General features: G+C 63.0%; 24 protein-coding genes and 1 tRNA gene. 16 read left to right on the top strand and 9 right to left on the bottom strand.

The features are described from left to right. Positions 1–70 precede the first annotated feature (70 nt). From JHD73_RS01845 to JHD73_RS01835, 3 genes are all read right to left on the bottom strand, one after another. On the bottom strand, positions 71–2,719 hold the full coding sequence (locus tag JHD73_RS01845) for a YadA-like family protein (protein WP_199027119.1): 2,649 nt from the start codon (positions 2,717–2,719) through the stop codon (positions 71–73). A 250-nt stretch (positions 2,720–2,969) separates the two neighbouring features. Then, entirely contained in the window at positions 2,970–3,677 is a 708-nt protein-coding gene (locus tag JHD73_RS01840; RefSeq protein WP_199027117.1) for an MOSC domain-containing protein, read from the bottom strand. Further along, positions 3,674–4,378 (bottom strand): glutamine amidotransferase, encoded by a 705-nt coding sequence (locus JHD73_RS01835; RefSeq protein WP_199027115.1) that lies wholly within the window; start codon positions 4,376–4,378, stop codon positions 3,674–3,676. The genes JHD73_RS01840 and JHD73_RS01835 overlap by 4 nt, the downstream gene beginning before the upstream one ends. Before the next feature lie 91 nt (positions 4,379–4,469). Here JHD73_RS01835 and JHD73_RS01830 point away from each other — a divergent pair, with 91 nt between their 5' ends. The 3 genes from JHD73_RS01830 (at position 4,470) to JHD73_RS01820 (ending at position 6,022) form a co-directional block, all read left to right on the top strand. Beyond that, the gene (locus JHD73_RS01830) at positions 4,470–5,015 is read left to right on the top strand and encodes a helix-turn-helix domain-containing protein (protein WP_199027113.1); all 546 of its coding nucleotides are present in this window, start codon (positions 4,470–4,472) and stop codon (positions 5,013–5,015) included. Positions 5,016–5,171: 156 nt separating this feature from the next. After that, positions 5,172–5,567, top strand: a complete 396-nt coding sequence (locus JHD73_RS01825) for a hypothetical protein (RefSeq protein ID WP_199027111.1) — start codon at positions 5,172–5,174, stop codon at positions 5,565–5,567. After that, on the top strand, positions 5,564–6,022 hold the full coding sequence (locus JHD73_RS01820) for a DUF2846 domain-containing protein (protein ID WP_199027109.1): 459 nt from the start codon (positions 5,564–5,566) through the stop codon (positions 6,020–6,022). Before JHD73_RS01825 ends, JHD73_RS01820 begins: the two co-directional genes overlap by 4 nt. Before the next feature lie 62 nt (positions 6,023–6,084). Here JHD73_RS01820 and JHD73_RS01815 read toward each other — a convergent pair whose 3' ends face one another. Then, positions 6,085–6,897: an inositol monophosphatase family protein gene (locus JHD73_RS01815; protein WP_199027107.1), complete on the bottom strand. Its 813-nt coding sequence runs from the start codon at positions 6,895–6,897 to the stop codon at positions 6,085–6,087. Between the two features lie 121 nt (positions 6,898–7,018). Here JHD73_RS01815 and JHD73_RS01810 point away from each other — a divergent pair, with 121 nt between their 5' ends. Both JHD73_RS01810 and cysE read left to right on the top strand, forming a co-directional pair. After that, entirely contained in the window at positions 7,019–7,900 is an 882-nt protein-coding gene (locus JHD73_RS01810; RefSeq protein WP_199027105.1) for an RNA methyltransferase, read from the top strand. A gap of 42 nt (positions 7,901–7,942) precedes the next feature. Continuing rightward, positions 7,943–8,785, top strand: coding sequence for a serine O-acetyltransferase (gene cysE / locus JHD73_RS01805; protein ID WP_199027103.1), 843 nt, complete (start codon positions 7,943–7,945; stop codon positions 8,783–8,785). A gap of 29 nt (positions 8,786–8,814) precedes the next feature. Here the strand turns inward: cysE and JHD73_RS01800 are convergent, their stop codons facing one another. Genes JHD73_RS01800 through JHD73_RS01785 form a run of 4 tightly spaced genes read right to left on the bottom strand, consistent with a single transcriptional unit; the run spans position 8,815 to position 11,488 of the window. Further along, entirely contained in the window at positions 8,815–9,630 is an 816-nt protein-coding gene (locus JHD73_RS01800; protein ID WP_199027100.1) for a UDP-2,3-diacylglucosamine diphosphatase, read from the bottom strand. Then, positions 9,627–10,133, bottom strand: coding sequence for a peptidylprolyl isomerase (locus JHD73_RS01795; RefSeq protein ID WP_199027098.1), 507 nt, complete (start codon positions 10,131–10,133; stop codon positions 9,627–9,629). The genes JHD73_RS01800 and JHD73_RS01795 overlap by 4 nt, the downstream gene beginning before the upstream one ends. Positions 10,134–10,172: 39 nt before the next feature. Then, the gene (locus JHD73_RS01790) at positions 10,173–10,745 is read right to left on the bottom strand and encodes a peptidylprolyl isomerase (protein WP_199027096.1); all 573 of its coding nucleotides are present in this window, start codon (positions 10,743–10,745) and stop codon (positions 10,173–10,175) included. A 53-nt stretch (positions 10,746–10,798) separates the two neighbouring features. Further along, positions 10,799–11,488, bottom strand: a complete 690-nt coding sequence (locus JHD73_RS01785) for a tetratricopeptide repeat protein (protein WP_199027094.1) — start codon at positions 11,486–11,488, stop codon at positions 10,799–10,801. A 259-nt stretch (positions 11,489–11,747) separates the two neighbouring features. Between JHD73_RS01785 and cysS the strand changes: the two genes are divergently transcribed. From cysS to JHD73_RS01755, 6 genes are all read left to right on the top strand, one after another. Continuing rightward, the gene (cysS, locus tag JHD73_RS01780) at positions 11,748–13,139 is read left to right on the top strand and encodes a cysteine--tRNA ligase (protein ID WP_199027092.1); all 1,392 of its coding nucleotides are present in this window, start codon (positions 11,748–11,750) and stop codon (positions 13,137–13,139) included. After that, the gene (locus tag JHD73_RS01775; protein ID WP_199027090.1) at positions 13,136–14,002 is read left to right on the top strand and encodes a DNA-3-methyladenine glycosylase; all 867 of its coding nucleotides are present in this window, start codon (positions 13,136–13,138) and stop codon (positions 14,000–14,002) included. The genes cysS and JHD73_RS01775 overlap by 4 nt, the downstream gene beginning before the upstream one ends. Positions 14,003–14,088: 86 nt before the next feature. Beyond that, positions 14,089–15,057 (top strand): acetyl-CoA carboxylase carboxyltransferase subunit alpha, encoded by a 969-nt coding sequence (locus JHD73_RS01770; RefSeq protein ID WP_199027088.1) that lies wholly within the window; start codon positions 14,089–14,091, stop codon positions 15,055–15,057. Then, the gene (gene tilS, locus JHD73_RS01765; protein WP_199027086.1) at positions 15,026–16,447 is read left to right on the top strand and encodes a tRNA lysidine(34) synthetase TilS; all 1,422 of its coding nucleotides are present in this window, start codon (positions 15,026–15,028) and stop codon (positions 16,445–16,447) included. The genes JHD73_RS01770 and tilS overlap by 32 nt, the downstream gene beginning before the upstream one ends. Before the next feature lie 96 nt (positions 16,448–16,543). Further along, positions 16,544–17,794 carry an aspartate kinase gene (locus JHD73_RS01760; RefSeq protein WP_199027082.1) on the top strand — a complete coding sequence of 417 codons (1,251 nt, stop codon included), beginning with the start codon at positions 16,544–16,546 and terminating at the stop codon, positions 17,792–17,794. A 150-nt stretch (positions 17,795–17,944) separates the two neighbouring features. Further along, positions 17,945–18,038: transfer RNA gene (locus tag JHD73_RS01755), tRNA-Ser, on the top strand. 187 nt (positions 18,039–18,225) lie between these two features. On the opposite strand, the gene fabI is transcribed toward JHD73_RS01755, so the two are convergent. Next, positions 18,226–19,020 carry an enoyl-ACP reductase FabI gene (gene fabI / locus JHD73_RS01750; protein WP_021194147.1) on the bottom strand — a complete coding sequence of 265 codons (795 nt, stop codon included), beginning with the start codon at positions 19,018–19,020 and terminating at the stop codon, positions 18,226–18,228. A 318-nt stretch (positions 19,021–19,338) separates the two neighbouring features. On the opposite strand from fabI, the gene JHD73_RS01745 reads away from it, so the two are divergent. The 5 genes from JHD73_RS01745 to JHD73_RS01725 all read left to right on the top strand — a co-directional run bounded on the left by JHD73_RS01745 (position 19,339) and on the right by JHD73_RS01725 (position 26,004). Beyond that, complete coding sequence (locus tag JHD73_RS01745) at positions 19,339–21,237, top strand: extracellular solute-binding protein (RefSeq protein WP_233176743.1); 1,899 nt, start codon at positions 19,339–19,341, stop codon at positions 21,235–21,237. Positions 21,238–21,265: 28 nt separating this feature from the next. Then, positions 21,266–22,318, top strand: a complete 1,053-nt coding sequence (locus tag JHD73_RS01740; protein WP_199027080.1) for a microcin C ABC transporter permease YejB — start codon at positions 21,266–21,268, stop codon at positions 22,316–22,318. A 14-nt stretch (positions 22,319–22,332) separates the two neighbouring features. Continuing rightward, positions 22,333–23,463, top strand: coding sequence for an ABC transporter permease (locus JHD73_RS01735; RefSeq protein WP_199027078.1), 1,131 nt, complete (start codon positions 22,333–22,335; stop codon positions 23,461–23,463). Then, positions 23,460–25,115, top strand: a complete 1,656-nt coding sequence (locus tag JHD73_RS01730) for an ABC transporter ATP-binding protein (protein WP_199027076.1) — start codon at positions 23,460–23,462, stop codon at positions 25,113–25,115. Before JHD73_RS01735 ends, JHD73_RS01730 begins: the two co-directional genes overlap by 4 nt. 241 nt (positions 25,116–25,356) lie before the next feature. Next, positions 25,357–26,004 (top strand): C40 family peptidase, encoded by a 648-nt coding sequence (locus tag JHD73_RS01725; RefSeq protein ID WP_199027074.1) that lies wholly within the window; start codon positions 25,357–25,359, stop codon positions 26,002–26,004. The last annotated feature ends 2 nt before the right edge of the window (positions 26,005–26,006 follow it).

Raw genomic sequence — 26,006 nt, 5'->3', positions numbered from 1 at the left:
GCAAGGCGAGGGTGTATTCATGCAACGCGAGACGGCTGGCGGCGCACCATCGGCGCGCCGCCGCTTGCGCTTACCAGCGGAAGCCCACGCCCGCACCCACGGCAGCCGTGCCACGGGTGTTGGTCGAGCCCGACGCTTTCAGCAGCCACTTGCCGTTTTTCAGCGCGGTGGACACGCCAATGGCCATGGCCGATTCACCGTCGTACGAGCCGGCCGCCAGGGCCATCACGCTTTCGCCCGGCAGCGATGCCTGCGGCAGGTTGGCGATGGCAACAGCGGTAGCCGTACCGCCTGCGGCGTCACGACGGTTGCTTTCGACCTGGTTCTGCAGGTTGCCGATCTGGTTTTGCAGGCCGCTGACCGCGCCGTCAAGCTGGCGCTTGTTGACCGCATCGGTGGCTTCCGTGCCGTCTGCCACGTTGGTGATCTGACGTTCCTTGCCAGCCGAGCCGACCGACACGGCGTCATCGCGGTCTGCAACCGAGCCGTTGCCGATGGCTACCGAGCCGCTGCCGGTGGCCGACGAACCTTCACCCACCACGAGCGAGTTCTCGCCCTTGCCCGTGCCGATGTAGTCGCTGCCCGACCCGCCACCGCCACCGCCCGAACCACCGCCTGCTTCAATGTTGTCCACGCGGCCAGACAGATTGCCAAGGCGCTGGTCGAAGTCAGCCTTCAGGTCGAACAACTGGCCGCCGTTGACGGCTTGCATGCTGTCACGAGCGATCAAACCGGCCGCCAGGTTGTTGATGTACGTGCCGCCGGTACCGCCCACCAGCGTGATGCTGCTCAGGTCTGGCGTGCCGGTGTCGTACATGACGGCGCTCAGCAGGCGGTCATCAATGGTGCCCACGGCGGAGCGCAACTGGCCGTAGTTGACGCCATCGCTGTCGGCCGTGCCGTTGGCCACGCCGGCGAGGACACGTGCGCCGCCCGTGCCAGCAAAGTTCACGGTTGTGCCGTCGGTGTTCTTGCCCACGGTCAGCTCAGCACCTGCGCCCGCTTGCTGCACCAGCCCGATCGAGCCGCTGCTCATTTCGTTGCGGATGTCCGTGATGGACGTTTCGTTGCCTGTCACGCGGGTATTAAGGTTGTCCACCGCACCGCCCACGGTGCCGACGGTGGTCGTGCCGCCGTGGCCGTCCCCCACCGTAAAGCTCGGGGCCGAGATCGAACCATCGGGGTTGACCGTCGAGCCCGAGCCGATGACCGAAGCCACGCTGTCAGACACGGTACGCAGTTGCGAACCATTGATCGCTTCCTTGCTGATGGTCGACACCGCACCATCGGCCACGCCGATCAGCTTGCGCTGTTCGCCCGCGTTGTTGGTGAGGTCGACGGCCGCGCCATCGGTGTTCTTGCCCACCGTCAGGTTTGCACCGGCACCTGCTTGCTGCACCAGACCGATCGTGCCGCTGCTCATTTCGTTGCGGATGTCCGTGATGGACGTTTCGTTGCCCGTCACGCGGTCATTGAGGTTCGCCACCGCACCGCCCACGGTGCCGACGGTGGTCGTGCCGCCGTGGCCATCACCCACGGTAAATCCCGGGGTCGAGATCGAACCATCGGGGTTGACCGTTGTGCCTGGGCCAATGATCGAAGCCACGCTGTCAGACACGGTACGCAGTTGCGAACCATTGATCGCTTCCTTGCTGATGGTCGAGACCGCACCATCGGCCACGTTGATCAGCTTGCGGGCGCCTGCCGTGCCGGCAAAGTCAACGGCTGCGCCGTCGGTGTTCGCGCCCACGGTCAGGTTTGCACCGGGGGCGGCTTGCTGCACCAGACCAATCGAGCCGCTGTCCATGTCGTTGCGGATGTTGGTGATGTCAGCCGTGTTGCGTGCGATGTTGCCGTTGGCCGTGGTCAACGCACCATCGAGCGCATTCAGCGCACCGTCCACGGTGGTTTGCGTACCGCCGTTGGCGAGCGTGTAGGTCGGGCCGGTTACGGAGCCATCCGAGTTGATGGTGGCGCCGCCGCCCAGTGCCGCCACCACAGGCGAGAGCTGGCTCACGTTCACGGCGTCGGTGTCTTGCGTGCCAGCCGCCACGTTCACGATCTTGCGTTTCGTGGTGGCGTTACCGACGGAGACAGTGTCGGCAACGTCAGCAACGGAGTCCCGGCCTAGGGCCACCGCATTGGTGGCGGTAGCCTGAGCGTTTCGGCCTAGCGCAACAGACTCGTCCCCGGTCGCTTTGGCCGTCACGCCCAGCGCCACCGCGGCCTCACCCGTGGCTTTGGCTGCGGACGTCGCGGCTGTCGAGCCTCCAATCGCGATCGACCAAGCGCCGCTCGCCTCTGTATTCACGCCGATTGCGACGGCTCGACCAGCAGTGGCCTTGGCGCTGCTCCCAATGGCGATGGATCCTTGATCGGACGCGGTAGCGGCGGTGCTGCCCGAACCAAACTGGATGAGGTTGGCGAGTTGCGTTGAGTCGGCCATCGTTCCAATGCCACCGCTCATCGTGCCGAAGCCACCGGTCGTTGTGCCAGTGTTCTGCACTTGGCTCACGGTTTTCTTGATCGTTTCTTCTTCGTCAGCTGCATCCACTTCCGTAGCAAACGCGCCGCTCATCGAAGCACCGCCCAGCACCAGGGCTGCCACGGCAGTACGCGCAACGCGCGCCGAACCCTTCGAGCGCGACTTGGCTGTTTCGGCGGCCGCGACCCACGAGTTGGTTGCAGCGTTCCAGAGGCTGCGGTACGTCTTGTTCATATTTCCTGCTCCATTCGGTTGGGATGGGTTTCAACTCCAAGCCGATGGTAGGGATGGCCTTCTCGTGGGTCAGTCAGATTATTCTGATTTCTGAACGCGTTTAGGACGATTCCGAATCGTTGGCCGCGAAAGGGGCGGGCGATGTCACGCGGACGGTGCAAAAACAGCACGGCGTATCGCGTTGGCGCTTCAGCGGCGAGGCAGTGGCGTCGCCGATGATGAGGCCGACGCCGATTGGGAGACCTTCTGATCAGGCCGTTGTGCTTGCTGGGCCATCGATGCGCTTGGCCCAGCTTTCCACCTCACCGCGTGTGAGGCGGCCCTCCACGAGCTTGCGCCACGACGGCGTGAGCGGCAGCGCCAGCATGTCTTCCAGCGCGGCGCGATTCAGCATGTTGCGATAGAGCACGTCCAGCACGCGCGCCAATGGCCATTGCGGCCACGGGCGTTCGAGCCATGCCAGCGTGTCGCCCGTGCGCAGCGTGCCGCCTTCCAGTACCCGGTAGTACCAGCCCGTGCGCCCCGTGTGTTGTACGCGGCGCGCCATGTCGCGCGTGCCAAAGCGGTCGTTGAGCTTCCAGCACGGCTGGCGTAGTTGCGACACCTCCAGCACCACATTGCCCGCACGCAGGCGATCGCCCACACAGATGTCCGCTTCGGTCATGCCGGTGGTGCTTAGGTTCTCGCCAAACGCGCCGGGCTGCGCGAGTACAGGCAGTGCGCCGATGTCTGCCCGCCACGCGGCGTAGTGGTCGAACGGGTAGTGGTGGATCGCCTTGTCGGGGCCGCCGTGCACGCGCGGGTCACCTTGTTCGTCGCCGACGATGCCGTTGATGTCCACCTGCACGGCATCGGCCACGGGGCGCTTGTCGATGGCGCTGCGTGAGCCGGGGCGCGTGTAGTCGACGGCGCGGCCAGTGAGAAGGGTGTCGATATGGATTGGGGCAGGCAACGTCATGCGGCCTCCACGCGGTCGAGCCACGTCGTGAAGACTTCGCGCGCGCGTTGCGACAGGCGCTCCGCCACAACGGGTGCCTGCGCACGCAACGCAGATGGGTCGATGCCCGCCGCGCCAAGTTCTGCCGCATGCCCGATCAACCACGCCTCCAGCTCATCGAGATTCGCTTCCAAGTGGAATTGCAGGCCGAGTGCGTGATCGCCGATCGCGAAGGCCTGTTCCGCGCACGTTACCGTTGAGGCGAGCCGGCGCGCACCGGGCGGCAGGTCATAGCGGTCTCCATGCCAGTGCAGCACCGGTGTGCCATCGGCCAAGGGTGCAAGTGGTGAATTGAGGCCATCGGCGGTGAGCGTAACGGGAGCAAAGCCGATCTCCTTTACCCCCATCGGCTTGACCGCCGCACCCAGCGCCCGGGCCATCAACTGCGCGCCGAGGCAGATGCCGAGCAGCGGCCGGCGTGCGGCTAAGCGCCGCGCAATGGCTTCGGCCTCTCCGCGCACGAACGGGTATGTCTTGTCGTCGTAGGCGCCGATCGGGCCGCCGAGCACGATCAGCAAATCGGCCGAGGCCATTTCGTCGGCCGGCACGGATTGCACTCCCATGTCCGCATAACGCACCGTATAGCCGCGTGCTTCCAGCAGAGGCTGCATGATGCCGAGGTGCTCGAACGGAACGTGGCGCAGGGCGAGGGCGGTTTTCATGGGCGGGCAAGCGGTGTCGGCAAGCATGCATTGTATGACACAAGGTGTCCTATGTGACAATCAAGGAGATTTTAATGACACGACTATCCCCATGACCGTACGCCTAAAACCGCTGCGCAAGAACCAAGGCTGGACGCTCGAGACGCTTGCTGAACGCACCGGCCTCACCAAGAGCTACCTCTCCAAGGTTGAGCGCGGTATCTCTGTGCCGTCGATTGCCGTGGCGATGAAGCTGGCGCAGGCGTTGGGCGTGCCCACCGAAGACCTGTTCGGCGAGACCGCCGCGGCCGTTGCCATCACCGTCGTGCGCGCGGGGGAGCGCACGCGCGTTGGCAACCCCGGCACGCAGCCGCTGTACGAGGGTATTGCCACGCAGCGCAGCGGGAAGACGCTGCTGCCATTCGTGATCTATCCGCCGGCCGATTTCAGCGCGTCGCCCTTCAAGGAGCACGACGGCGAGGAATTGCTGTTTGTTCATCGCGGCGAAGTGGAAGTGGCCTTTGCTGGCCAGACTGTGCAGTTGGCAGCCGGGGATTCGGTAGTGTTTGATGCGCGCATTCCGCATCGGACGCGCTCAGTGGGGGCGGAGCAGGCGGAGGTGTTGATCGTGGTCAGTGCGTCGAATGCTGCAAACTAAACAACACTTAAATCAACTCTTAAAAACTTGTATTGCTATCCCCACCAAAAATCCGGGTCGGGGGGATGCCACTTTTGCACCACTTCACTAAGATCGCTCCCCACAAATGCCGTGTCAGCGTCACGCGGCACCCATAACAAGATCAGGGAGTGAGTTGTGCGAAAGCCAATGATGCATTTGGCTGCGGCATGCATTGCCGTAGTCGCCCTTGGCGCGTGTGCGCCGATGGTATCTACCACGCCGGCCGCGCTGGCCACAGACAACACGACAGCGCCGTCGCGCCTCCAATTGAAAGCGTCAACCGAGGTTCGCCTGGAGACCGGCTATACGCGCACGCTCGCGGCGGGTTCTAACTGGCAGCGCGTGGGGGCGCTTTCCCAAGGCGCGGTTTATCGCCCGGTTGGCACGATTTTCACAATCGAAGGCCGCCAGGTTCACGAAGCGTACCTCGTCATTGCCGATCAACGCCTGGTGGGGTTCTACCTGCCGGGTGAGCAGGCGTATTCCCCGCTTTCCAAAGCCGTTCCAATCACAACAGGAGAACCACAATGAAGGGAGTTTTGCGCGCACTGGCTTCGGCCATTGGTATCACCGTCCTCATGGCAGGGTGCGCTTCGGGCGTGAAGTATTCCGAGATGGCCTCGACCATCCCGACTCTCAAGCAGGATCAGGGCCGCGTGTACTTCTTCCGTTCGTCATCGCTGATGGGGGCCGGAATTCAACCCGATATCAAGCTCAACGATGCAGTGGTCGGCCAGTCCAGGCCGGGTGGTTTCTTCTATGTTGATCGCCCGGCAGGCAAGTACCTTGTCTCGACGGCGTCGGAGACGGAAAAGACATTGAGCTTTGCCCTGGATGCTGGTGAGACCAAGTACGTTCGGACCTCTGCGGCGTTGGGCCTGATCGTCTATCGCATCGTGCCGGAGCTGGAAACGCCGGAGAAGGCGCAGTCGGAACTGCCGTCGCTCAGCTTTGCACCGAACGAGCCGCCAGCCGCCAAGAAGTAACGAAGCCGCGCCAAGAAAAAAGCCCGCATCTGGCGGGCTTTTTTCTTTCAGGCTGATCAGGCCTATTCCGATGCCTTCGACCGCGAGAACGGTGCCGTGATCTTAAGCATCTGCACGAAGGCCTTCGGGTTGCCGGCCAGGATTTCGCCCTGGTCCAGGTAGCCGGCTTCGCCGCAGTAGTTGCCCACCAGACCGCCCGATTCCGTGATCAGTAGCGAACCGGCAGCCATGTCCCACGAGTTGATGCCTTGCTCGAAGAAACCATCGAGGCGGCCGCAGGCTACGTAGGCGAGGTCCAGTGCGGCGGCGCCCGGGCGGCGCAGGCCGGCACAGCTTTCCGTCATGGTGGCAAACAGGCGGGTGTAGTCGTACAGGCCTTCCATGTCGCGGTACGGGAAGCCGGTGCCGATCAGGCAGTCGGCCAGCTTGTCGCGGCGCGTGACGCGGATGCGGCGGTTGTTCAGGAAAGCGCCCGCGCCCTTGGAAGCGGTGAAGAGTTCATCGCGCGTCGGGTCATACACCACGGCCTGCGTGACTACGCCGCGCTGCATCAGCGCGATCGACACGCAGTATTGTGGGAAGCCGTGGATGAAGTTGGTGGTGCCGTCCAGCGGGTCGATCACCCAGACGTTTTCGCTGACGGTTTCGCCGTCGGCCCAGGATTGGCCCGACTCTTCCGCTAGAATCGCGTGATCGGGGTAGGCCGTCTTGATGACTTCGATGATCGCGGCTTCGGCTGCGCGATCGACTTCGGTGACGAAATCGTTGTGTTGTTTGCGCTCGGTGCGCAGGCCGTCGACGTCGAAGGACGCGCGGTTGATGATGGTGCCGGCCTTGCGAGCAGCCCGGACGGCGATATTGAGCATCGGATGCATGACGGATCTCCGCGTCAGTGCGCTTTTGGCGACTGACGAACAACACAGCGAATTGTAGAAGAACGAGCGGCGGGCCAATCACACGATCCTGCCCGCCGTCAAAAGAGTGGCCGTATTGTATATGAACCCCGCCTCCAGCGCCCTGGAAAACACCCCGAGCACCACCCCCGCCGACCCTGAGGCGTTGCGTCAGCGCGCCGCGCGCTGCCGTTTCGTGCTGGTCGAGACGAGTCACCCGGGCAATGTCGGCTCCACGGCACGCGCGCTCAAGACCATGGGGTTTGGCGAGCCCGGCAGCTTCGTGCTCGTGCGCCCGCGCGAGGCCGATGCCCAATCCCACGCCGATGCCGTTGCCATGGCAAGCGGCGCGGATGACGTCCTGGCCGGCGCCCGCGTGGTCGACGACATTGGCGAGGCACTGGCCGGTGCTGCGCTCACCATCGCCCTGACGGCCCGTCCGCGCGAATTTGGCCCGCGCCGCATTGGCCCGCGCGCGGCAGCCGAAGAGGTGGCTGCCTTGTTGGTCGCACCGGACACGACTGTCGCCTTTGTCTTCGGCAACGAGCGTTTTGGCCTGCCGAACGAGGTGGTGGAGCGCTGCCACGTCGTGACGCACATTCCCGCCAACCCGGCGTATGCGTCGCTGAACCTGTCGCAGGCGGTGCAGTTGATTGCGTATGAAGTGCGCATGGCGTTGCTGGCCGATACAGGCACGGGCGATACCCGCATGGATGGTGTCGGCTTTGTTGGCGAGCCGGCCACCGCCGAACAGATCGACGGGATGTTCGAACACCTGGAGCAGGGCCTGGTCGAGATTGGCTTTCTCGACCCTGCCCAGCCGAAGAAGCTGATGCCGCGCCTGCGGCGTCTGTTTGCCCGCACGCAGTTGGAGGCCGAGGAGGTCAACATTCTGCGCGGGATCGCCAAACGCATGCTCGGCCGTCGTGGCGAGGCGGTCGGCGTGACCAAGGCGCCCACGGGCGCCGCCGACGACTGTCGCTGATCTCCCTGAAAGCCGCCTGCCAGGCGGCATCCCCTTGCATGTTTGGCCAAAACCCTTGCCGTAGAAGGCCAAGGGAATGCCTTACACTGCCCTCAGCGCATCGCGCATATTGATATAACGATCCACACACGAACCAAGATGTTCACACGCATTCGCGAAGATATTGGCGCCATCATGGAGCGAGACCCAGCCGCACGCAGCCGCTGGGAAGTGCTGACCTGCTATCCGGGTCTGCACGCCGTCATCGTCCATCGGGTCGCGCATGCGTGTTGGCACGGTGGCTTCAAACTGCTGGGGCGATGGTTCTCGCATCTCGGGCGCTTCCTGACCGGCATCGAGATCCATCCAGGTGCGAGCATCGGCCGGCGCGTGTTCATCGATCACGGCATGGGCGTGGTGATTGGCGAGACCGCCGAGATCGGTGATGACTGCACGATCTACCAGGGCGTGACGCTGGGCGGCACCTCGCTGTACAAGGGCGCCAAGCGCCACCCGACGCTCGGCAAGGGCGTAGTGGTCAGTGCAGGCGCTAAGGTGCTCGGCGGCTTTGTCATCGGGGATGGTGCGCGCGTGGGGTCCAACGCGGTGGTGCTCAAGCCGGTGCCGCCGGGCGCAACGGCTGTTGGTATTCCAGCACGCATCATCGAACGCGATGTGGCGACCGAGGCCCAATCTGCGCTCAAGCAGGAGTTCTCGGCCTACGGCATTACGCCCGATGCGGATGATCCGGTGTCGCTGGCGCTCAAGCGGTTGATTGACCACAGCGAGCTCCAGCAAGAACGCATTGAGTCGATTCTTTCCGCGCTCGATCGCCTGGGCGCGCACCTGGAGAACTCGCCGAACGATCCGTTCGATGCGAGCGAGCTGAAGCGGATGTTGAAGTAACAAAAAACAGAAGGGTGGGTGACGGTAGCTTATGCCGTCACTTGCTCTACCGTCAGCACGCCGTTTTCCAGCTTGAGAAAGCTGCCGCGCGGGTTTGGGTTGTCGAAATCCCAGTCGGAGAGCACCCAGCGTTTACCGCTCGGCTCGTGGTGCAATTGCGGGCGATGCGTGTGGCCGTGGATCAACGTGGGTGTGCCTGCGGCCTTGAACAGTACGTCGACGGCTTCGGGAGCCACGTCACCCATCATTGCTGCGGCGCGCGGTTCGCCCGCCACGTTGGCGGACATGGCGCGGCCAGCTTCGCTTTCGGCGCGCATCTTCTGCGCGATCTTCATGCGCCAGCGCAGCGGCATCGTCAGGAATATCCACTGCACCCAACGCTTGCGCGTCCAGTGGCGAAAGCGCATGTAGGCCGTGTCACGCGTGCAGAGGGCGTCGCCGTGGGCGAGTGCGATGCGCTGACCGTCGACTTCCAGCACGCTGGGGTCGGGCAGCAGCGTCGCGTGCGCGGCGGCCAGAAAGCGTTTGCCGAGCAGGAAATCGCGGTTGCCGTGCATGAACAGCACGCGCGTGCCGGTGTTCGCCAGTTCGGCGAGCAGATTGGCAACGTGCTGGTGGCACGGATCGGCAAGTTCTTCATCGCCAACCCAGTATTCGAAGAAATCACCCAGGATGACGAGCGTGCGGGCTTCGCGGGCGCGCGTGCGCAGGAAGCGCTCGAACGCAGCTGCCGTGGCCGGCATGCTGGCCGTCAGGTGCAGATCCGAAATAAAAAACACCGGCCCGGAAACCCGGACCGGTGTCTTCAGCGCGGATGCCGTAGTGGCGTGCGCCGTGTCGATCATTCGATCACTTCAGCGCTTTCGATGATCACGTCTTCCATCGGTACGTCCTGGTGGAAGCCGCGGTTGCCGGTGCGCACAGCACGGATCTTGTCGACCACGTCCATGCCTTCCGTCACTTTGCCGAATACGGCGTAGCCCCAGCCCTGCGGTGTGGGGGAGGTGTGGTTCAGGAAGTCGTTGTCGACCGTATTGATGAAGAACTGGGCCGTGGCCGAGTGCGGATCGTTGGTGCGTGCCATGGCAATGGCTCCGCGCTCGTTCTTCAGGCCGTTGTTGGCTTCATTGTCGATCGGGGCCTTGGTCGGCTTCTGGTTCATCTTCTCGCCCGGCTCAAAGCCGCCGCCCTGGATCATGAAGCCCTTGATGACGCGGTGGAACACCGTGCCGTTGTAGTGGCCGTCCTTGACGTAGGCAACGAAGTTGGCAACCGACTTGGGTGCCTTTTCAGCGTCCAGGGCCAGGGTGATGTCGCCGTGGTTGGTGTGCAGCTTGACTTGGGTCATGGTGAATTCCTCGAATTCCTTGGGGTGAAGCAGAAAGGGTTACTTGGAGACGACGGTTGCCGATTCAATCAGGATCGGCTTCACGGGCACGTTCTGGTGCGGGAACTTGGTGGCGGTTTCCACTGCCTTGATCTTGTCAATGGTGTCGGTGCCGTCGACCACCTTGCCGAAGACGGTATAGCCGTAACCGTCCTGACCAGGGTAGTTCAGCATGTTGTTGTCGACCACGTTCACATAGAACTGCGCGGTGGCGGAGTTCGGGTCCATGGTACGGGCCATGGCGACCGTGTACTTGTCATTCTTCAGGCCGTTCTTCGATTCGATCTCGACCGGCGGGCGGGTGTCCTTCTGCTTCATGTCGGGGGTGAAGCCGCCGCCCTGGATCATGAAGCCGTCCATCACGCGGTGGAAGATCGTGCCCTTGTAGAAGCCGTCCTTCACGTATTGCAGGAAATTGGCGACCGTCTTGGGGGCCTTGTCCGGGTAGACCTCGACGGTGAAGTTACCCATCGACGTCTTGAACTGCACGCGCGGTGCCGGCGTGGCGGCCGCAGCTGCGGACACGGCCAGTGCGCACACGAGCCCGGCAAAGAGAGAGCGAATACGGAGCATGGTCTGGGAGAGAGAGCTGGGGGTGGGAAAACGGAATCGGCCGCTTCTTGTGGTTACTTGGCCGGTTTTGCGCTCACGCCGCTGGCGGCGGGCACCGCGGCTGCGGGTACGGCGGGTTTCGAGGGGGCACTCGCCGGACGCACACCCGGTACGTTGGGCAGGGCATCGAGACGGGCGCGTGCAGCGGTGTTCTTGGGGTTGAGCTTGAGCGCACCCTGATACGACTGCGCGGCCAGGCGGACGTAGACGTCGCCGAGGTTGGCTTGCGCCTGGGCATTCTCCGGTGCTACGCGGCTCGCCATGATGAGGCTTTCGCGGGCGCGCAGCAGCTCACCGCGTTCTGCGTAGAGCGCAGCCAGATTGATGTACGGCTCAGGTAGTTCGGGGAAGTCCTGCGTCATCTGGCTGAATGCAACGATGGCGTCGTCACCACGACCCAGGCCGGCAAGCGCCACGCCGCGCTGGAAGCGGGCCTGTGCATTGCGCGGTTGCTCGGCGACCTCTTTGTCCAGTTCGCCCAGCGCCTGGGTGTATTGCTTCTTGGCGAGCCAGTCGTCAATACGCTTCTGGCGCGCGACCTGCGGCTGTTGCTGGTTGCTGGGCGTCAGATCGGCCGGCAGGGCGATGCCGGCGGTCTGGGCAAGGGCGGGCGCGGCTGACGTGACAAGTAGGGTGCTCACGATGGCAGCGCACAGGGTAGCAGCGTGCGGGGCTATAGCGCGATCTCGCAGCGGTCTGTTCATGAGAATCGGTTCCGTTATACTCCGCCGCATTCTAACAAACCGTCTTTGTGCGCAGCAGCGGCAATGCGCACCGGAAAAGGTTCTTGACGGAGAGCATGCCGGGCACATTGACAGCCCGCACCGCCGCCCCCGTTGATGCAGTTCCGGTAAGATATGCCGCTAGCTTTACAGTGCGTCGCCAGCCGGCGCTCTGCGCCCGCCGGCATCCAGCCCAGTACCTCAGTACGTGGCGGCGCACCGAATCTCCCGACACCGCTTCATGGAATCACTCAAGATCTATAACACGCTCGCGCGTGAGAAACAGACGTTCGTCCCCATCGAGCCCGGCCGCGTGCGCATGTACGTGTGCGGGATGACGGTGTACGACTACTGTCACGTCGGGCATGCGCGGGTCATGGTGGTGTTCGATATGGTGCAGCGCTGGCTGCGCGCATCGGGCTACGACGTCACGTACGTCCGCAACATCACCGACATCGACGACAAGATCATCAAGCGCGCGGTCGAGAACGGCGAGACCATGAGCGCGCTCACGGGCCGCTTCATCGCGGCCATGCATGAAGACGCCGATGCGCTTGGCGTGCAACGCCCCGACTACGAGCCGCGCGCCACCGAATACGTGCCGCAGATGCTGAGCATGATCGGCAAGCTGCAGACCAATGGCTTGGCCTATCAGGCGACCGATGGCGACGTGAACTACGCCGTGCGCAAGTTTCCGGGTTACGGCAAGCTCTCGGGCAAGTCGCTGGAAGACCTGCGCGCCGGCGAGCGCGTGGCCGCCAACGACGCCAAGCAGGATCCGCTGGACTTCGTGTTGTGGAAGTCTGCCAAGGCCGATGAGCCGGCCGAGAGCCGTTGGGCTTCGCCGTGGGGCGAGGGCCGTCCAGGCTGGCATATCGAGTGCTCGGCCATGAGCTGCGAACTGCTCGGCGAGCATTTCGACCTGCACGGCGGCGGCGCTGACCTGCAGTTCCCACACCACGAGAACGAGATCGCCCAGTCCGAAGGCGCAACAGGCAAGACCTTCGTCAACACGTGGATGCACAACGGCTTCGTGCGCGTGAATGACGAGAAGATGTCGAAATCGCTTGGCAACTTCTTCACCATCCGCGATGTGCTCAAGGTGTACGACGCTGAAGTCGTGCGCTTCTTCATTCTGCGCTCGCACTATCGCAGCGACCTGAATTACAGCGATGCCCATCTGGACGACGCCCGTCACGCGCTCACGCGCCTGTACACCGCGCTCAAGGATGTGCCCGCTGCGGCCGATGCCCAGCCCGATTGGAATGAGTCGCACGGCAAGCGCTTCCTTGAGGCGATGAACGACGACTTCAATACGCCGGTGGCGGTGTCGGTGCTGTTCGAGCTGGCAAGCGAAGTGAACAAGACGCGCTCGCCGGAATTGGCCAATCAACTGGCCGCGCTGGCCGGGGTGATGGGCCTGCTGGGGCGTGATCCGCATGCGTTCCTGCAGGGCGGCGTAACGGCTGATGGCCTGGATGCTGCCGCCGTGGAAGCACGCATTGAAGAGCGTCGTGCGGCCAAGGCGGCGCGTGACTTTGCGCGTGCGGATGCCATTCGCGCCGATCTGCTGGCTGCCGGCATCGTGCTGGAAGACAAACCGGGTGGCGTGACCGAGTGGAGACGCGCATGAACGCGGTGGCCAAGAAAGCCAGCGCAGTGCGCAGTACGGTTGCCAAGAAGGCACCGGCCGTGAAGGCCCCTGCGAAGAAGGCGGACGCCAAAAAGGTTGATGGCGTTACCAGCAAGGCAGCGGCTGCCAAGAGCGCGACCATCAAGGTTGCCGACAAGGCGCCGGCCAAGCGCGCGCCTGCATCGAAGGTGCCCTTGCCTGAAGCGCTCGCCACCAATGAGCCGGTGCCGGCTGAGGTGGTGCTGTCCGGCCCGCCGGAGTATTGGCAGGAGGCCTGCGCAGACTTGATGAAGCGCGATCGCATCCTGCGTAAGATCATTCCCGCGTATGGTCCTGCGCACCTGGCTTCGCGCGGCGACCCGTTCGTCACGCTGGCGCGGTCGATTGTTGGTCAGCAGATTTCGGTCAAGGCGGCGCAGTCCGTGTGGGAGCGGGTGGCGGCCACATGCCCCAAGCTGGTGCCCGCACAGTTCCTGCGAGCCGGTCAAGAGAAGCTGGCGGGCTGTGGCTTGTCCAAGCGCAAGGCCGAGTACATCCTTGACCTTGCCGATCACTTTCGCAACGGCACGGTGCACGTCGCCAAGTGGGCCGAGATGGACGACGAGGATGTGATCGCAGAGCTGACGCAGATTCGCGGCATCGGCCGCTGGACTGCAGAGATGTTCCTGATGTTCAACCTGATGCGTCCGAACGTGCTGCCGCTGGATGACATCGGGCTGATCAACGCAATCTCACAGAATTATTTCAGTGGCGAACCCGTCACTCGCAGCGAAGCGCGCGAAGTGGCCGCCAACTGGGAACCGTGGCGCACAGTGGCCACTTGGTATATGTGGCGCAGCCTGGACACGGCGACCACCTATTGATCTGTTAATTTCGATGAAACGCGCAGCGTCGATCGGCGGTCAAAATCCGGTAGAATGCGCGCCTTCAAGAGCCTTTCAGAAGATCCATGAAAACAACCTTCCTGGAGTTCGAGCAGCCGATCGCAGAACTTGAATCGAAGATCGAAGAACTTCGATTCGTTCAAGACGATTCCGCTGTCGATATTTCTGAAGAAATCTCCCGCCTGGCCTCCAAGAGCCAGCAGCTCACCAAAGATCTGTACGCCAACCTGACCCCCTGGCAGGTCGCACAGATCGCCCGGCACCCGCAGCGTCCGTACACACTCGATTACGTCCGCGAGATCTTCACCGACTTCCACGAACTGCACGGCGACCGCACCTTCGCGGACGACCTGTCAATCGTGGGCGGTCTGGCGCGCTTCAACGGCCAGGCATGCATGGTGATCGGCCACCAGAAGGGCCGTGACACGAAGGAGCGCGCGCTGCGCAACTTCGGCATGTCCAAGCCCGAGGGCTACCGCAAGGCCAAGCGCCTGATGGAACTCGCCGACAAGTTCGGCCTGCCGATCTTCACCTTCGTCGATACGCCGGGTGCATTCCCCGGTATTGATGCTGAAGAGCGCGGCCAGTCGGAAGCCATCGGTCACAACCTGTTCGTGATGGCTGGCCTGAAGGTGCCCCTGATCGCCACCATCATCGGTGAAGGCGGTTCGGGCGGCGCGCTGGCCATCGCCATGGGCGATTCGGTGATCATGCTGCAGTTCGCCACGTATGCCGTGATCTCACCGGAGGGCTGCGCGTCGATCCTGTGGAAGACCGCCGAAAAGGCACCGGAAGCCGCCGAGGCGATGGGGCTGACGGCGCATCGCCTCAAGGCCTTGGGCCTGATCGACAAGATCGTCAACGAGCCGCTGGGTGGCGCGCATCGTGATCCGAAGGGCATGGCCTCGATGCTCAAGCGCGCACTAGCTGAATCGCTGCGCCAGTTCCAGGGCATGAAGACGTCGGAATTGCAGGCGCGCCGTCATGAGCGCCTGATGGCCTATGGCAAGTTCAAGGAAATCGAAGGGCGCTGATTTGTTCGCCCGGCAGGCCTTGCTGGTCGATAAGGTCGCACAACGCGTTGCCGCGTGTGCGGCCTTTGTTGTTTCTGGCGAGGTGCCGACGGTGGCGATTGCCCTGTCCGGCGGGCGTGATTCCGCGGCGCTGCTGCACGCGTGCGCCGCGTGGCGCGATGCTGGCGTGCGCGTGCGCCTTGTCGCCCTGCATATTCACCATGGCTTGCAAGCAGACGCAGATGCGTGGGAGTCCGCTTGCGCTCGCATGGCCCAGGCCGCGCGTGTTGAATTCCATGCGCGCCGTGTGAACGTTGCCACCGATGCGGGGCGAGGTGTGGAAGCGGCGGCGCGCGAGGCCCGCTATGCCGCATTGGCTGACCTGTGCGTGCAAACCGGCGCGACGATTCTGCTCACCGCGCATCACCAGGACGATCAGGCCGAGACTGTCTTGCTGCAACTGATGCGCGGCGCTGGTCTCGACGGCCTTTCCGCCATGCCGATGACCCGCGCGGGTGGTCTGACGTTGCTGCGCCCGTGGCTGGACGCGCAACGCGCGGACATCGAGCAGTACGCACAAGCCAACGCGCTCGAATGGATCGACGATCCTTCCAACGAGGATGCGCGGTACGCACGCAATGCGTTGCGGCCTTTGCTGACGGGAATGGCAGGGCATTTCCCCGCCTATCGTGAAGCGCTTGCTCGCAGTGCGGCCCATCTGGCGGATGCCGCAGCGTTGATCGACGAGATTGCGCAGGCGGATCTGGCGCAGATCGCCTCGGCGGGTGAACTCGATGTGGCGTTATTGGCGGCGTTGTCTGAGCCGCGTCAGCGCGCGGTGCTCCGCGCATGGCTGGCCCAAGCGGGTATGCGTGCGCTGTCCACGGGCCGCCTTGAGGATCTACGCACACAGTTGATTGATGCGCGCAGCGACGGCGCGCTGTGCATTGCATTGCCGGCTGGGCGCGTCAGGCGCTATCGCGGGGCTGCGTGGATCGAGCCCGCTGTCGGTGGTGCGTCCACGCCAGTGTTTGTTGCCATTGATGCCGGGCTGTTCGACCCTACGCGACAGGCCGATCAACGCGTGAATGTCGCCGAGTGGGGTGGGGCGCTGGTGTTTTCACCCGTGGCAACAGACGGTATTGCGGTGCAAACCTTGCAAGCGCCGCTGTCTTTGGTGCACCGCCGTGGTGGTGAGCGCATCGTGCTGCGCCCGGGCGGCCCGTCGCGCGCACTCAAGCAGGCCTATCAGGAAGCCGGTATTCCGGCCTGGGAGCGCCAGCGTTTGCCGCTGCTGTACGCCGGTGATGCATTGGTTTTTGCGGCCGGCCTGGGCGTGGACCGAGCGGTCGCTGCCAGCGGCCCGGGCTGGCAAATCGCATGGTTTGCGACCGTCCAGGGTGCGCTCTAATACACATCTTCACCGGCGAATTGCTTGCCGATCGATGCAAACTGCTGTATTTTCAAAGGCTTTTGCACCGTTCCGCCTCCTCTCGATCTTTCCAAGATGGCTCTCATCGTTCACAAGTACGGTGGCACCTCGATGGGTTCAGTTGAACGCATCAAGAATGTCGCCAAGCGCGTTGCCAAGTGGCACCGTGCCGGTCACCAGATCGTGGTCGTTCCGTCGGCCATGTCCGGCGAAACCAACCGCCTGCTGGGTATGGCCAAAGAGATTTCGGCCCAGCCTGACCCGCGTGAACTCGACATGATTGCCTCGACTGGCGAGCAGGTGAGCGTGGGCCTGCTGGCCATCGCGTTGCATGCTGAAGGCATCGACGCCCGCAGCTACACCGGCTGGCAAGTGCCGGTGAAGACCGATTCCGCCTACACCAAGGCCCGCATCCAGTCGATCGACGACGAGCGCGTACGCGCTGATCTCGACGCCGGCCGCGTGGTTGTCATCACGGGCTTCCAGGGCATTGACGACGAAGGCCACATCACCACGCTCGGCCGTGGTGGTTCGGATACCTCGGCCGTGGCGGTTGCTGCCGCGCTCGAAGCCGACGAGTGCCTGATCTACACCGACGTGGACGGCGTGTACACGACCGACCCGCGCGTGGTGGACGACGCCCGCCGCCTAGACAAGATCACCTTTGAAGAGATGCTGGAAATGGCCAGCCTCGGCTCCAAGGTGCTGCAGATTCGCTCGGTGGAGTTTGCCGGCAAGTACCGCGTGAAGACCCGCGTGCTGTCGTCGCTGACTGATCCGCTGATGTCGCTCGACGTCGAGATGAACTCGGGCACGCTGATTACTTTTGAGGAAGATTCGAACATGGAAGCCGCCGCCATTTCCGGCATCGCCTTTGCCCGCGACGAAGCCAAGATCACCGTGATCGGTGTGCCGGACAAGCCCGGCATCGCCTATCAGATCCTGGGTCCGGTTGCCGATGCCAATATTGACGTCGACATGATCATCCAGAACCAGTCGGTGGAAGGTAAGACGGACTTCACCTTCACCGTGCCGCGCGGCGAATACCAGCGCGCACTGGCGATCCTGAATGACAGCGTGAAGGGCCATATCGGCGCCGCCAGCGTGTCGGGTGATCCGAAGGTGTCGAAGGTGTCGGTGGTGGGTGTGGGCATGCGCTCGCACGTGGGCATCGCCAGCAAGATGTTCCGCACGCTGTCGGAAGAGGGCATCAACATCCAGATGATCTCCACCTCGGAAATCAAGATCTCGGTGCTGATCGACGAGAAGTACATGGAGCTGGCCGTGCGCGCGCTCCACAAAGCGTTCGAGCTGGATCAGGCGTAACTGACTGACCGGTGCCGGGTGGCCGGGGTGGCGACCCTCGGGAGCCACAGATTCTCACCGCGTGTCATGCAGTTGTCGTTGACCAGGTGGGGTGAAGTGGCTAGAATACGCGCTTCGTTGCACGGGCTCCTTCGTGCGACGGTCAGTTTGGGAGACGTGGCCGAGAGGTCGAAGGCACTCCCCTGCTAAGGGAGCATCCGGGCCAAAACCTGGATCGAGGGTTCGAATCCCTCCGTCTCCGCCAGTTTGGCGCTTCTCGCGGGAAGCGCATATAACAGGCGGATGCGAGTCGAGTTGACGTGACGGCTCGCATTGCACTGCACGTCAAAAAGCCCGCATGGTTTGCGCCATGCGGGCTTTTTCTTTGTCTGCCGCCTCGGCGGGCTTCACGTGCATGCGCCATCCGAAGATGGCGCACATGCATCAGCGCATCAGCCTTGGCCGACGCTCTCCGGCACGCCTGCAGTCACGTTGAAGCCGCAATCGACGTAGGTGATCTCGCCGGTCACGCCGCTGGCCAGGTCCGACAGCAGGAACGCAGCCACGTTGCCGACTTCTTCGATGGTGACGTTACGGCGCAGCGGGGCCACGTCTTCCATGTACTTGAGCAGCTTGCCGAAATCCTTGATGCCGGATGCGGCCAGCGTCTTGATCGGGCCAGCCGAGATGCCGTTGGCTCGAATCCCCTTCGGCCCCAGCGCGCCGGCCAGGTAACGCACGCCGGCTTCCAGCGAGGCCTTGGCCAGACCCATCGTGTTGTAGTTCGGGACGATGCGCTCGGCGCCCAGGTAGGTCAGGGCGAGCAGCGAGGCATTGGGCGACAGCATCGGCAGTGCGGCCTTGGCCAGTGCCGGGAAGCTGTACGCCGAGATGTCGTGCGCGATGCGGAACGACTCGCGCGACAGGCCATCGATGAAGTTGCCGGCAATCGCCTCGCGTGGCGCAAAGCCGATCGAGTGCACCAGGCCATCGAAGTGGCCCCAGTGCTGGCCCAGGTCTTCGAACACCTTCGCGATCTGCTCATCGCTGCCGACGTCGCAGTCGAACACCAGCTTGCTGTCGAACTCGTTGGCGAATTCGGTAATGCGGTCCTTGAAGCGTTCACCGACGTAGGTGAAGGCCAGTTCAGCGCCTTCGCGCTTGCAGGCGTTGGCGATGCCGTAGGCGATCGAGCGGTTGGACAGAAGGCCGGTAATCAGAATGCGCTTGCCAGCGAGGAATCCCATGGTTTCTCCGTACAAATGTGGGGCAGCGTCGCGCCCGTATGTCACTGCGGTCACTCAGCAGCGGTATCTGGAGGGCACGAGGCAATTAGGGTCGGCGCGATGATACCGGAAAGCACTGGGCGTCTGCGCTTTTGGGTGCCGCTGCATGTGCTGCATTCGTTGCCGTGTCACCCTTGTCAATGCGGGACGATCCCCGGGCCAGAATTGACGGGAAAGCCCGAATAGGGCGTTAGAATCGTCTGAAACAGGTTTTCATACAGTGATCGATCTGGATCCACGCATGCAGGGACAACGGGGGCAAGGGGCGCAATGAGCGCAATGGGCGTACTTGCAGCGGTACATCAGCCGTACTGGCGACGACATCGGCAGCACCTCGCAGCGCTGGCCTGCCTTGTGACGACCTTCTGCGCGGCACCGGCCTGGGCGGCGCATGGTTATGCGGAATATGGCGATCTCAAATATCCGGCCGGTTTCTCGAATTTCGGCTATCTGAATCCGAAGGCGCCCATTGGCGGCATGCTGCTGCTGGGCAACCCCGACCGGCGCACGAGCTTCGACAAGTTCAATCCGTTTACGATCAAGGGCACGTCTGCGCCGGGGCTGACGCAGCTCGTGTTCGAGACTCTGCTCATCACAAGCTGGGACGAGACTGCCAGCGGCTACGGCCTGCTGGCTGACGATGTGACGGTCGCGCCGGACGAACTCTCGGTTACTTTCCACATCAACCCTCGCGCACGTTTCTCCAATGGCGATCCGGTGCGTGCATCCGATGTGAAGTACTCCTACGACATGCTGATGGGCAAGGGCGCCAGCCCCGCCTATCGCAGCATGACAGCCGATGTGTCCAAGGTGACGGTGGTGGATGCCGCCACCATTCGCTACGACTTCAAGCGCCGCAACAAGGAGTTGCCGCTGATCGTTGGCGGCCTGCCGGTGTTCTCACCCAAGTGGGGCAAGGGCAGCGGCAAACCGGACGATCCGGATGGGGGGAAGGACGCGACCTTCGATAAGCTCACGTTCCAGGACCCGATTGCCAGCGGTCCCTATGTCATCGAGCGCTTTGACCCGTCGCGCGGCATTACCTTTCGCCGCAACCCGGACTACTGGGGCCGTGAGCTGAACGTCCGGCGCGGCTCGTTCAACTTCGAGCGCATCCAGTACAAGCTCTACAAGGACCAGACCGCGCGTCTGGAGGCGTTCAAGGCCGGCGAGTACGACGCGATGGTCGAGTACCTTGCCAAGAACTGGGCCAAGAGCTACGTGGGCGTGAAGTTCCGCAGCGGGGAGCTCATCAAGAGCGAGTTTCCGCACCGCAACGGCGCGGGTATGCAGGGTTTCCTGATGAACCTGCGCCGACCACTGTTCCAGGATTTGCGGGTGCGCAAGGCGCTCACGCTGGCGCTGGATTTCGAGTGGCTCAACCGGCAACTCTTTTATGGCGCGTATCGCCGGCTTGACAGTTATTTCACCAACAGTGAGCTGGCCGCCTCCGATTCGCTGACCGGCATGCCGAGCAAGGGCGAGCTGGCACTGCTGGAGCCGCTGCGCAGCCAGCTCGATCCGGACGTGTTCGGCATCCTGCCCGCGCCGCCCTCGACGGATCCGCCCAGTTCGCTGCGTGACAACCTTCGCCAGGCGCGCCGCCTGCTGGCCCAGGCCGGCTGGACGTATTCCGACGGTGCGTTGCGCAACGCTCGCGGCGAGCCCTTCGTCTTCGAGATGCTCGATGACGGCGGGGCAATGAGCCGTGTCATGGCCGCATATGTGCGCAACCTGGAGAAGCTCGGCATCCAGGTCAACCAGCGCATGACCGATTTTGCGCTGTACCAGAAGCGGCTCGAAGAGTTCGACTTCGACATGATCTCGCTGCGCTTTCCCGATTCGCAGAGCCCCGGCAATGAGCTGAAGGATCGCTTCGGTTCGGCGGCGGCGGACGAGCAGGGCTCAGACAACGTGATCGGTCTGAAGTCGCCGGCTGTGGATGCGTTGATCGACGATGTGCTGCGTGCCAACAACCGCGATGAGCTGATCATCGCCTCGCGCGCGCTCGATCGTGTGCTGATGCACGGCTATTACGTGATTCCGCACTGGTATTCGGCCGTGCACCGCGTCGCTTACAACAAGAACCTGATGTATCCGGATCGCCTGCCCTACTACTACTCGGCCGAGGCCTGGGTGCTGACGGCCTGGTGGCGCCAGCCGGAGTCTGCCAAATGAGCCGCCCAATGACCGTATCGGTGACACTATGTTTGCCTACCTGATCAAACGGCTGCTACTGCTGATCCCGACGCTCATCGGCGTGGTCACGCTCACCTTTGCGGTGATCCAGTTTGTGCCCGGCGGTCCGGTCGAGCAGATGATGCTGGAGATGAAAGGGCGCAACGGTGTCGGCGAGGCTAGCGGTGGCGGGGCATTTGATTACCGCGGTCGCCGCGGCGTCGACCCCGAGAAGATCAAAGAGATCCGCGCGCTGTATGGCTTCGACAAAGGTCCGGTCGAGCGCTACTTCCTGATGCTTGGACGGTTTGCCCGCTTCGACCTGGGTGAGAGCTACTTCCAGCACCGCAGTGTGTGGGAGCTCATCAAGTCCAAGTTGCCGGTGTCGATCTCGATTGGGCTGTGGACGTTCTTCCTGACCTACCTGATAGCGGTGCCGCTTGGTATCGCCAAGGCAGTGCGGGCGGGCAGTCGGTTCGATCTGGTGACGAGCATCATCGTGCTGGTTGGCTATGCCATTCCGGGCTTCGTGCTGGGCGTGCTGTTGCTGGTGCTATTTGGCGGCGGAACGTTTTTCCAGTGGTTTCCGATTCGCGGCATCACGTCTGACAACTGGGACCAGCTCAGCCTGCTCGGCAAGGTGACGGATTACCTCTGGCACATCACACTGCCCGTGACGGCATCCGTGGTGGGCAGCTTTGCCGTCATCACGATGTTGACGAAGAACGCATTTCTGGAGGAGATCCGCAAGCAATACGTGCTGACTGCGCGCAGCAAGGGCTTGTCGGAGCGGCGCGTGCTGTGGAAGCACATCTTCCGCAATGCGCTGCTGCCGTTGGTGACCGGCTTTCCGGCGGCCTTCATCGGCGCGTTCTTCACGGGCTCGCTGCTGATCGAGCAACTGTTCTCGCTCGATGGCATGGGGTTGCTGTCGTATGAGGCGGTAATGCGCCGTGACTACCCGGTCGTGCTCGGCACGCTGTACCTGTTCACGTTGATCGGCCTAGGGGCGCGATTGATCTCCGACGTGTGCTATGTGCTGGTCGATCCGCGTATTCACTTCGGCTCGGTCGGGCGATAGGCGGGCAGGCGATCATGACTCAGTATTCACGCACATCTGCCCATCCGACCAACACGGCTGTGCCGCACGCGCATGCGGTCCGCCATTCGCCGTCGCCGCTCAAGCGCGCTTGGCGACGCTTCAAGCAGCACCGATTGGGTTACTGGAGCCTGATTCTGTTTGTGGTGCTGTTCGTGCTCAGCATGGGCGGCGAGCTCATCTCCAACGATCGGCCGCTGGTGGTGAAGTATCACGGCACTTGGTACTTCCCCATCGTGAAGACCTACCCGGAGACAACCTTCGGCGGCGACTTTCCGACACCCACGGATTACCTCGATCCATTTATCCGTGACAAGTTTAAGGAGCCGGGGAGCTTTGCGATCTACCCGCCCAATCCGTATTCGTACGAGACGCTGAACTACTTCTCGAAGGAGCCCAACCCAGCGCCGCCATCGGCCGAGAACTGGCTTGGTACGGACGATCGCGGCCGTGATGTGTTCGCGCGGCTGCTGTACGGCTTCCGGGTGTCGGTGCTGTTCGGGCTGGCGCTTACGCTGATCGGCGTGGTCGTCGGCACGCTGACCGGCGCGCTGATGGGCTTCTTTGGTGGACGCTTTGATCTGTGGTCGCAGCGGCTGATCGAAGTTTGGAGCTCCATGCCGGAGCTGTACCTGCTGATTATCTTCGCGTCGATCTTCACCCCCAGTCTCGGGCTGCTGATCATCCTGCTGTCGCTGTTCGGCTGGATGAGCCTGTCTGACTATGTGCGTGCCGAGTTCTATCGCAACCGCTCGCTCGACTATGTGAAGGCTGCGAGGACGATGGGTCTTTCCAGCTGGCAGATCATGTGGCGCCACATCATGCCCAACAGCCTGACGCCGGTCATCACGTTCCTGCCGTTCCGTATGAGCGCGGCCATCCTGGCGCTGACCAGTCTCGACTTTCTCGGCCTCGGCGTGCCGCCATCTACGCCCAGCCTGGGCGAGTTGCTGGCGCAGGGCAAAGCCAACCTTGATGCGTGGTGGATCTCGCTATCGACTTTCGTGGTGCTTGTGCTGACCCTGGTGTTGCTGACCTTCATGGGCGACGCACTGCGCGACGCCTTCGACACGCGCCTGTCGTTCGCGCAACTGCGTGCGCGCCAGAAGCCGGCGGGGGTGAAATGACCCGCGTTGATCTGCGTTCCTCCGGGCCCAAGTACGACGGCCCGCTGTTGCGGCTGGACGACCTGTGCGTGCACTTCGAATCCGAAAGCGGTGAGGCAACCGAGGCCGTCAAGCATGTCTGCCTCGACTTGCATGCCGGTGAGCGCTTCGCGCTGGTGGGGGAGTCGGGCTCGGGTAAGTCGGTCACGGCACTGTCGATCATGCGCTTGCTGGCCGACGCGCAATACAGCGGTCGCATCCTGTTCGAAGGCCGTGACTTGCTGGCCGCCAGCGAGCGCGAGATGCGCGGCCTGCGTGGCGCCGACGTGGCCATGGTGTTCCAGGAGCCGATGACGGCGCTCAACCCGCTATACAGCATCGGCAACCAGATCGTCGAGACGCTGGAGCTGCACGAGGGGCTCGACAAGCGTGCCGCCAAGGCGCGCGCCATTGCGCTGCTGGAGCGTACTGGCATCGCCGAGGCGCCGCGCCGCTTTGATGCCTTTCCGCACCAGCTCTCGGGCGGCCAGCGCCAACGCGCGATGATCGCCATGGCCCTTGCGTGCTCGCCCAAGCTGCTGCTGGCGGACGAGCCGACCACAGCGTTGGACGTGACCGTGCGCATGCAGATCCTGCAGTTGCTGCGCGAGTTGCAGGGCGAGTTTGGCATGGCCATCATGCTGATCACGCACGACCTGAACATGGTGCGCGCCTTTGCCGAGCGTGTTGGCGTCATGGAGCGCGGCGTGCTGGTGGAGTCCGGTGACACAGCAACCGTATTCGCGGCCCCGCAGCACCCGTACACCGTGCGCCTGCTGGAAAGCCGCCCGCAGCGTGACGTGCTGCCGCTGGTGCCGCTTGCGCCCGTGCTGCTCGAGGCAGACAAACTCACCGTCACCTACGAGCGCCATCGCCCGGGGTTTGCTGGCTGGTTCCGTAGTGATCCGTTTACCGCGGTCGATGCCGTCTCGCTGCAATTGCGCGAAGGCGAAACGCTGGGCATCGTCGGTGAATCGGGCTCGGGCAAGACCACGCTCGCGCAGACGCTGCTCGGGCTGCAGACGCCCAGGGGTGGAGACCTGCGCTTTCTCGGCAACTCGCTGCTGCACATCTCGCGCGATGAGCGCCGCGCGGTGCGTGCTCGCATGCAGGTGGTGTTTCAAGATCCCTATGGCTCGCTCTCGCCCCGCATGACGATCGAAGAGATCGTCGGCGAGGGCCTGGCGCTGCATCAGCCGCACGTGAACCCGACCGAGCGTCGGCATCGCGTGATCGAAGCGCTGCGCGAAGTGGGGCTGGATCGCACCGCGCTGGGGCGTTACCCGCACGAATTCTCCGGTGGGCAGCGTCAACGCATTGCGATTGCACGTGTGCTGATCCTTAAACCACAGGTGCTGGTGCTCGATGAGCCGACTTCAGCACTTGACGTGTCGATTCAGCAGCAGGTGCTGTCGCTGCTGGGGGGGCTTCAGAAAAAGTACAACCTGTCGTATCTGTTCATCAGCCATGACCTCGCCGTCATCCGTGCAATGTCGCATCGCGTGGTCGTGATGAAGGACGGAAAAGTGGTGGAAGAGGGCGACACGGAAGCGGTGTTGGCATCACCCTCACACCCCTATACCTGCAAGCTGATGGCCGCCGCTTCGCTCATACCGTCAAGGGATAACCCGTAAAAACGGCCGACTGCGCCCCAGAAGAGTGCAGTTTTGAAAGGTCTGCATTGTAAGGGTGCGCTTCTAAAGTCATGTCTAAGTGCCTGATTCGCATATGAATTCAGGCGAATTTGTAACGACCTTTGACAAGTCAAAGTGTGACTTTTATCATCCTGCGAGATTGTTTTGAGCAGGATTCGGACGCGTCTCATTTGCATTCACGCATAAAGAGCCGATCATTCCGACTTTCCCAGGAGAACCGATGCAGCACTTCGTACTTCATTCCATGGCGCGCCTGGCGGTAGGGGTTGTGATCGGCTGCGGCGTGATCGTGTCGAGTGCAGTGCAGGCTGATACGGTCTTCAAGGACACGGAAGTTCGGGCCGACGTGAAGCCGGAAGCCAAGCCTGGTCTCATCTCCAACGTCATGACCAAAACCGGCGACGTCGTCATGAACGCACTGGGCATGATTGGTCTGCGTTACCGTTTTGGCGGCAACACGCCGGAATCGGGCCTCGACTGCAGCGGCTTTGTCCGCTACGTCTTCAACGACACGTTCGGTTTTCTGCTGCCGCGCCGCGCTGTTGAGATGAGCCGCGTTGGCACGAGCGTCGACATGGCCGAACTGCGCCCCGGTGACCTAGTGTTCTTCAATACCATGCGCCACACGTTCTCGCACGTCGGCATCTACATCGGCGATAACAAGTTCGTGCACGCACCGTCCACCGGCAGCAAGATCCGCGTGGATGACATGACGGCCTCGTATTGGGTGACGCGCTATAACGGTGCGCGCCGCATCGAGAACAGCTCGGGTACCCCGATCAAGGAAGGCGCCGACAACTTTGTCGAGCAACTCAAGCGCGTGGACCCGAACGCTGCTGGCAAGCCGCTGGCTCTGTACGGCGGCTGATC

Source organism: Ralstonia sp. ASV6, assembly GCF_016429285.1.
In the GTDB taxonomy this organism is placed as follows: Bacteria; Pseudomonadota; Gammaproteobacteria; order Burkholderiales; family Burkholderiaceae; genus Ralstonia; species Ralstonia flaminis.
This window is presented reverse-complemented; position numbering and strand designations above follow the sequence as displayed.

Coding starts and splice junctions, on each gene's coding strand:
- JHD73_RS01795 (WP_199027098.1), bottom strand. CDS start 10,133: ATGACCCAAGTCAAGCTGCACACCAACCACGGCGACATCACCCTGGCC.
- JHD73_RS01845 (WP_199027119.1), bottom strand. CDS start 2,719: ATGAACAAGACGTACCGCAGCCTCTGGAACGCTGCAACCAACTCGTGG.
- cysS (WP_199027092.1), top strand. CDS start 11,748: ATGGAATCACTCAAGATCTATAACACGCTCGCGCGTGAGAAACAGACG.
- JHD73_RS01790 (WP_199027096.1), bottom strand. CDS start 10,745: ATGCTCCGTATTCGCTCTCTCTTTGCCGGGCTCGTGTGCGCACTGGCC.
- JHD73_RS01735 (WP_199027078.1), top strand. CDS start 22,333: ATGACTCAGTATTCACGCACATCTGCCCATCCGACCAACACGGCTGTG.
- JHD73_RS01730 (WP_199027076.1), top strand. CDS start 23,460: ATGACCCGCGTTGATCTGCGTTCCTCCGGGCCCAAGTACGACGGCCCG.
- JHD73_RS01785 (WP_199027094.1), bottom strand. CDS start 11,488: ATGAACAGACCGCTGCGAGATCGCGCTATAGCCCCGCACGCTGCTACC.
- JHD73_RS01835 (WP_199027115.1), bottom strand. CDS start 4,378: ATGAAAACCGCCCTCGCCCTGCGCCACGTTCCGTTCGAGCACCTCGGC.
- JHD73_RS01740 (WP_199027080.1), top strand. CDS start 21,266: ATGTTTGCCTACCTGATCAAACGGCTGCTACTGCTGATCCCGACGCTC.
- JHD73_RS01800 (WP_199027100.1), bottom strand. CDS start 9,630: ATGATCGACACGGCGCACGCCACTACGGCATCCGCGCTGAAGACACCG.
- JHD73_RS01810 (WP_199027105.1), top strand. CDS start 7,019: ATGAACCCCGCCTCCAGCGCCCTGGAAAACACCCCGAGCACCACCCCC.
- JHD73_RS01745 (WP_233176743.1), top strand. CDS start 19,339: ATGGGCGTACTTGCAGCGGTACATCAGCCGTACTGGCGACGACATCGG.
- JHD73_RS01775 (WP_199027090.1), top strand. CDS start 13,136: ATGAACGCGGTGGCCAAGAAAGCCAGCGCAGTGCGCAGTACGGTTGCC.
- tilS (WP_199027086.1), top strand. CDS start 15,026: ATGGCAAGTTCAAGGAAATCGAAGGGCGCTGATTTGTTCGCCCGGCAG.
- JHD73_RS01815 (WP_199027107.1), bottom strand. CDS start 6,897: ATGCATCCGATGCTCAATATCGCCGTCCGGGCTGCTCGCAAGGCCGGC.
- fabI (WP_021194147.1), bottom strand. CDS start 19,020: ATGGGATTCCTCGCTGGCAAGCGCATTCTGATTACCGGCCTTCTGTCC.
- JHD73_RS01820 (WP_199027109.1), top strand. CDS start 5,564: ATGAAGGGAGTTTTGCGCGCACTGGCTTCGGCCATTGGTATCACCGTC.
- JHD73_RS01760 (WP_199027082.1), top strand. CDS start 16,544: ATGGCTCTCATCGTTCACAAGTACGGTGGCACCTCGATGGGTTCAGTT.
- JHD73_RS01840 (WP_199027117.1), bottom strand. CDS start 3,677: ATGACGTTGCCTGCCCCAATCCATATCGACACCCTTCTCACTGGCCGC.
- JHD73_RS01725 (WP_199027074.1), top strand. CDS start 25,357: ATGCAGCACTTCGTACTTCATTCCATGGCGCGCCTGGCGGTAGGGGTT.
- JHD73_RS01830 (WP_199027113.1), top strand. CDS start 4,470: ATGACCGTACGCCTAAAACCGCTGCGCAAGAACCAAGGCTGGACGCTC.
- JHD73_RS01770 (WP_199027088.1), top strand. CDS start 14,089: ATGAAAACAACCTTCCTGGAGTTCGAGCAGCCGATCGCAGAACTTGAA.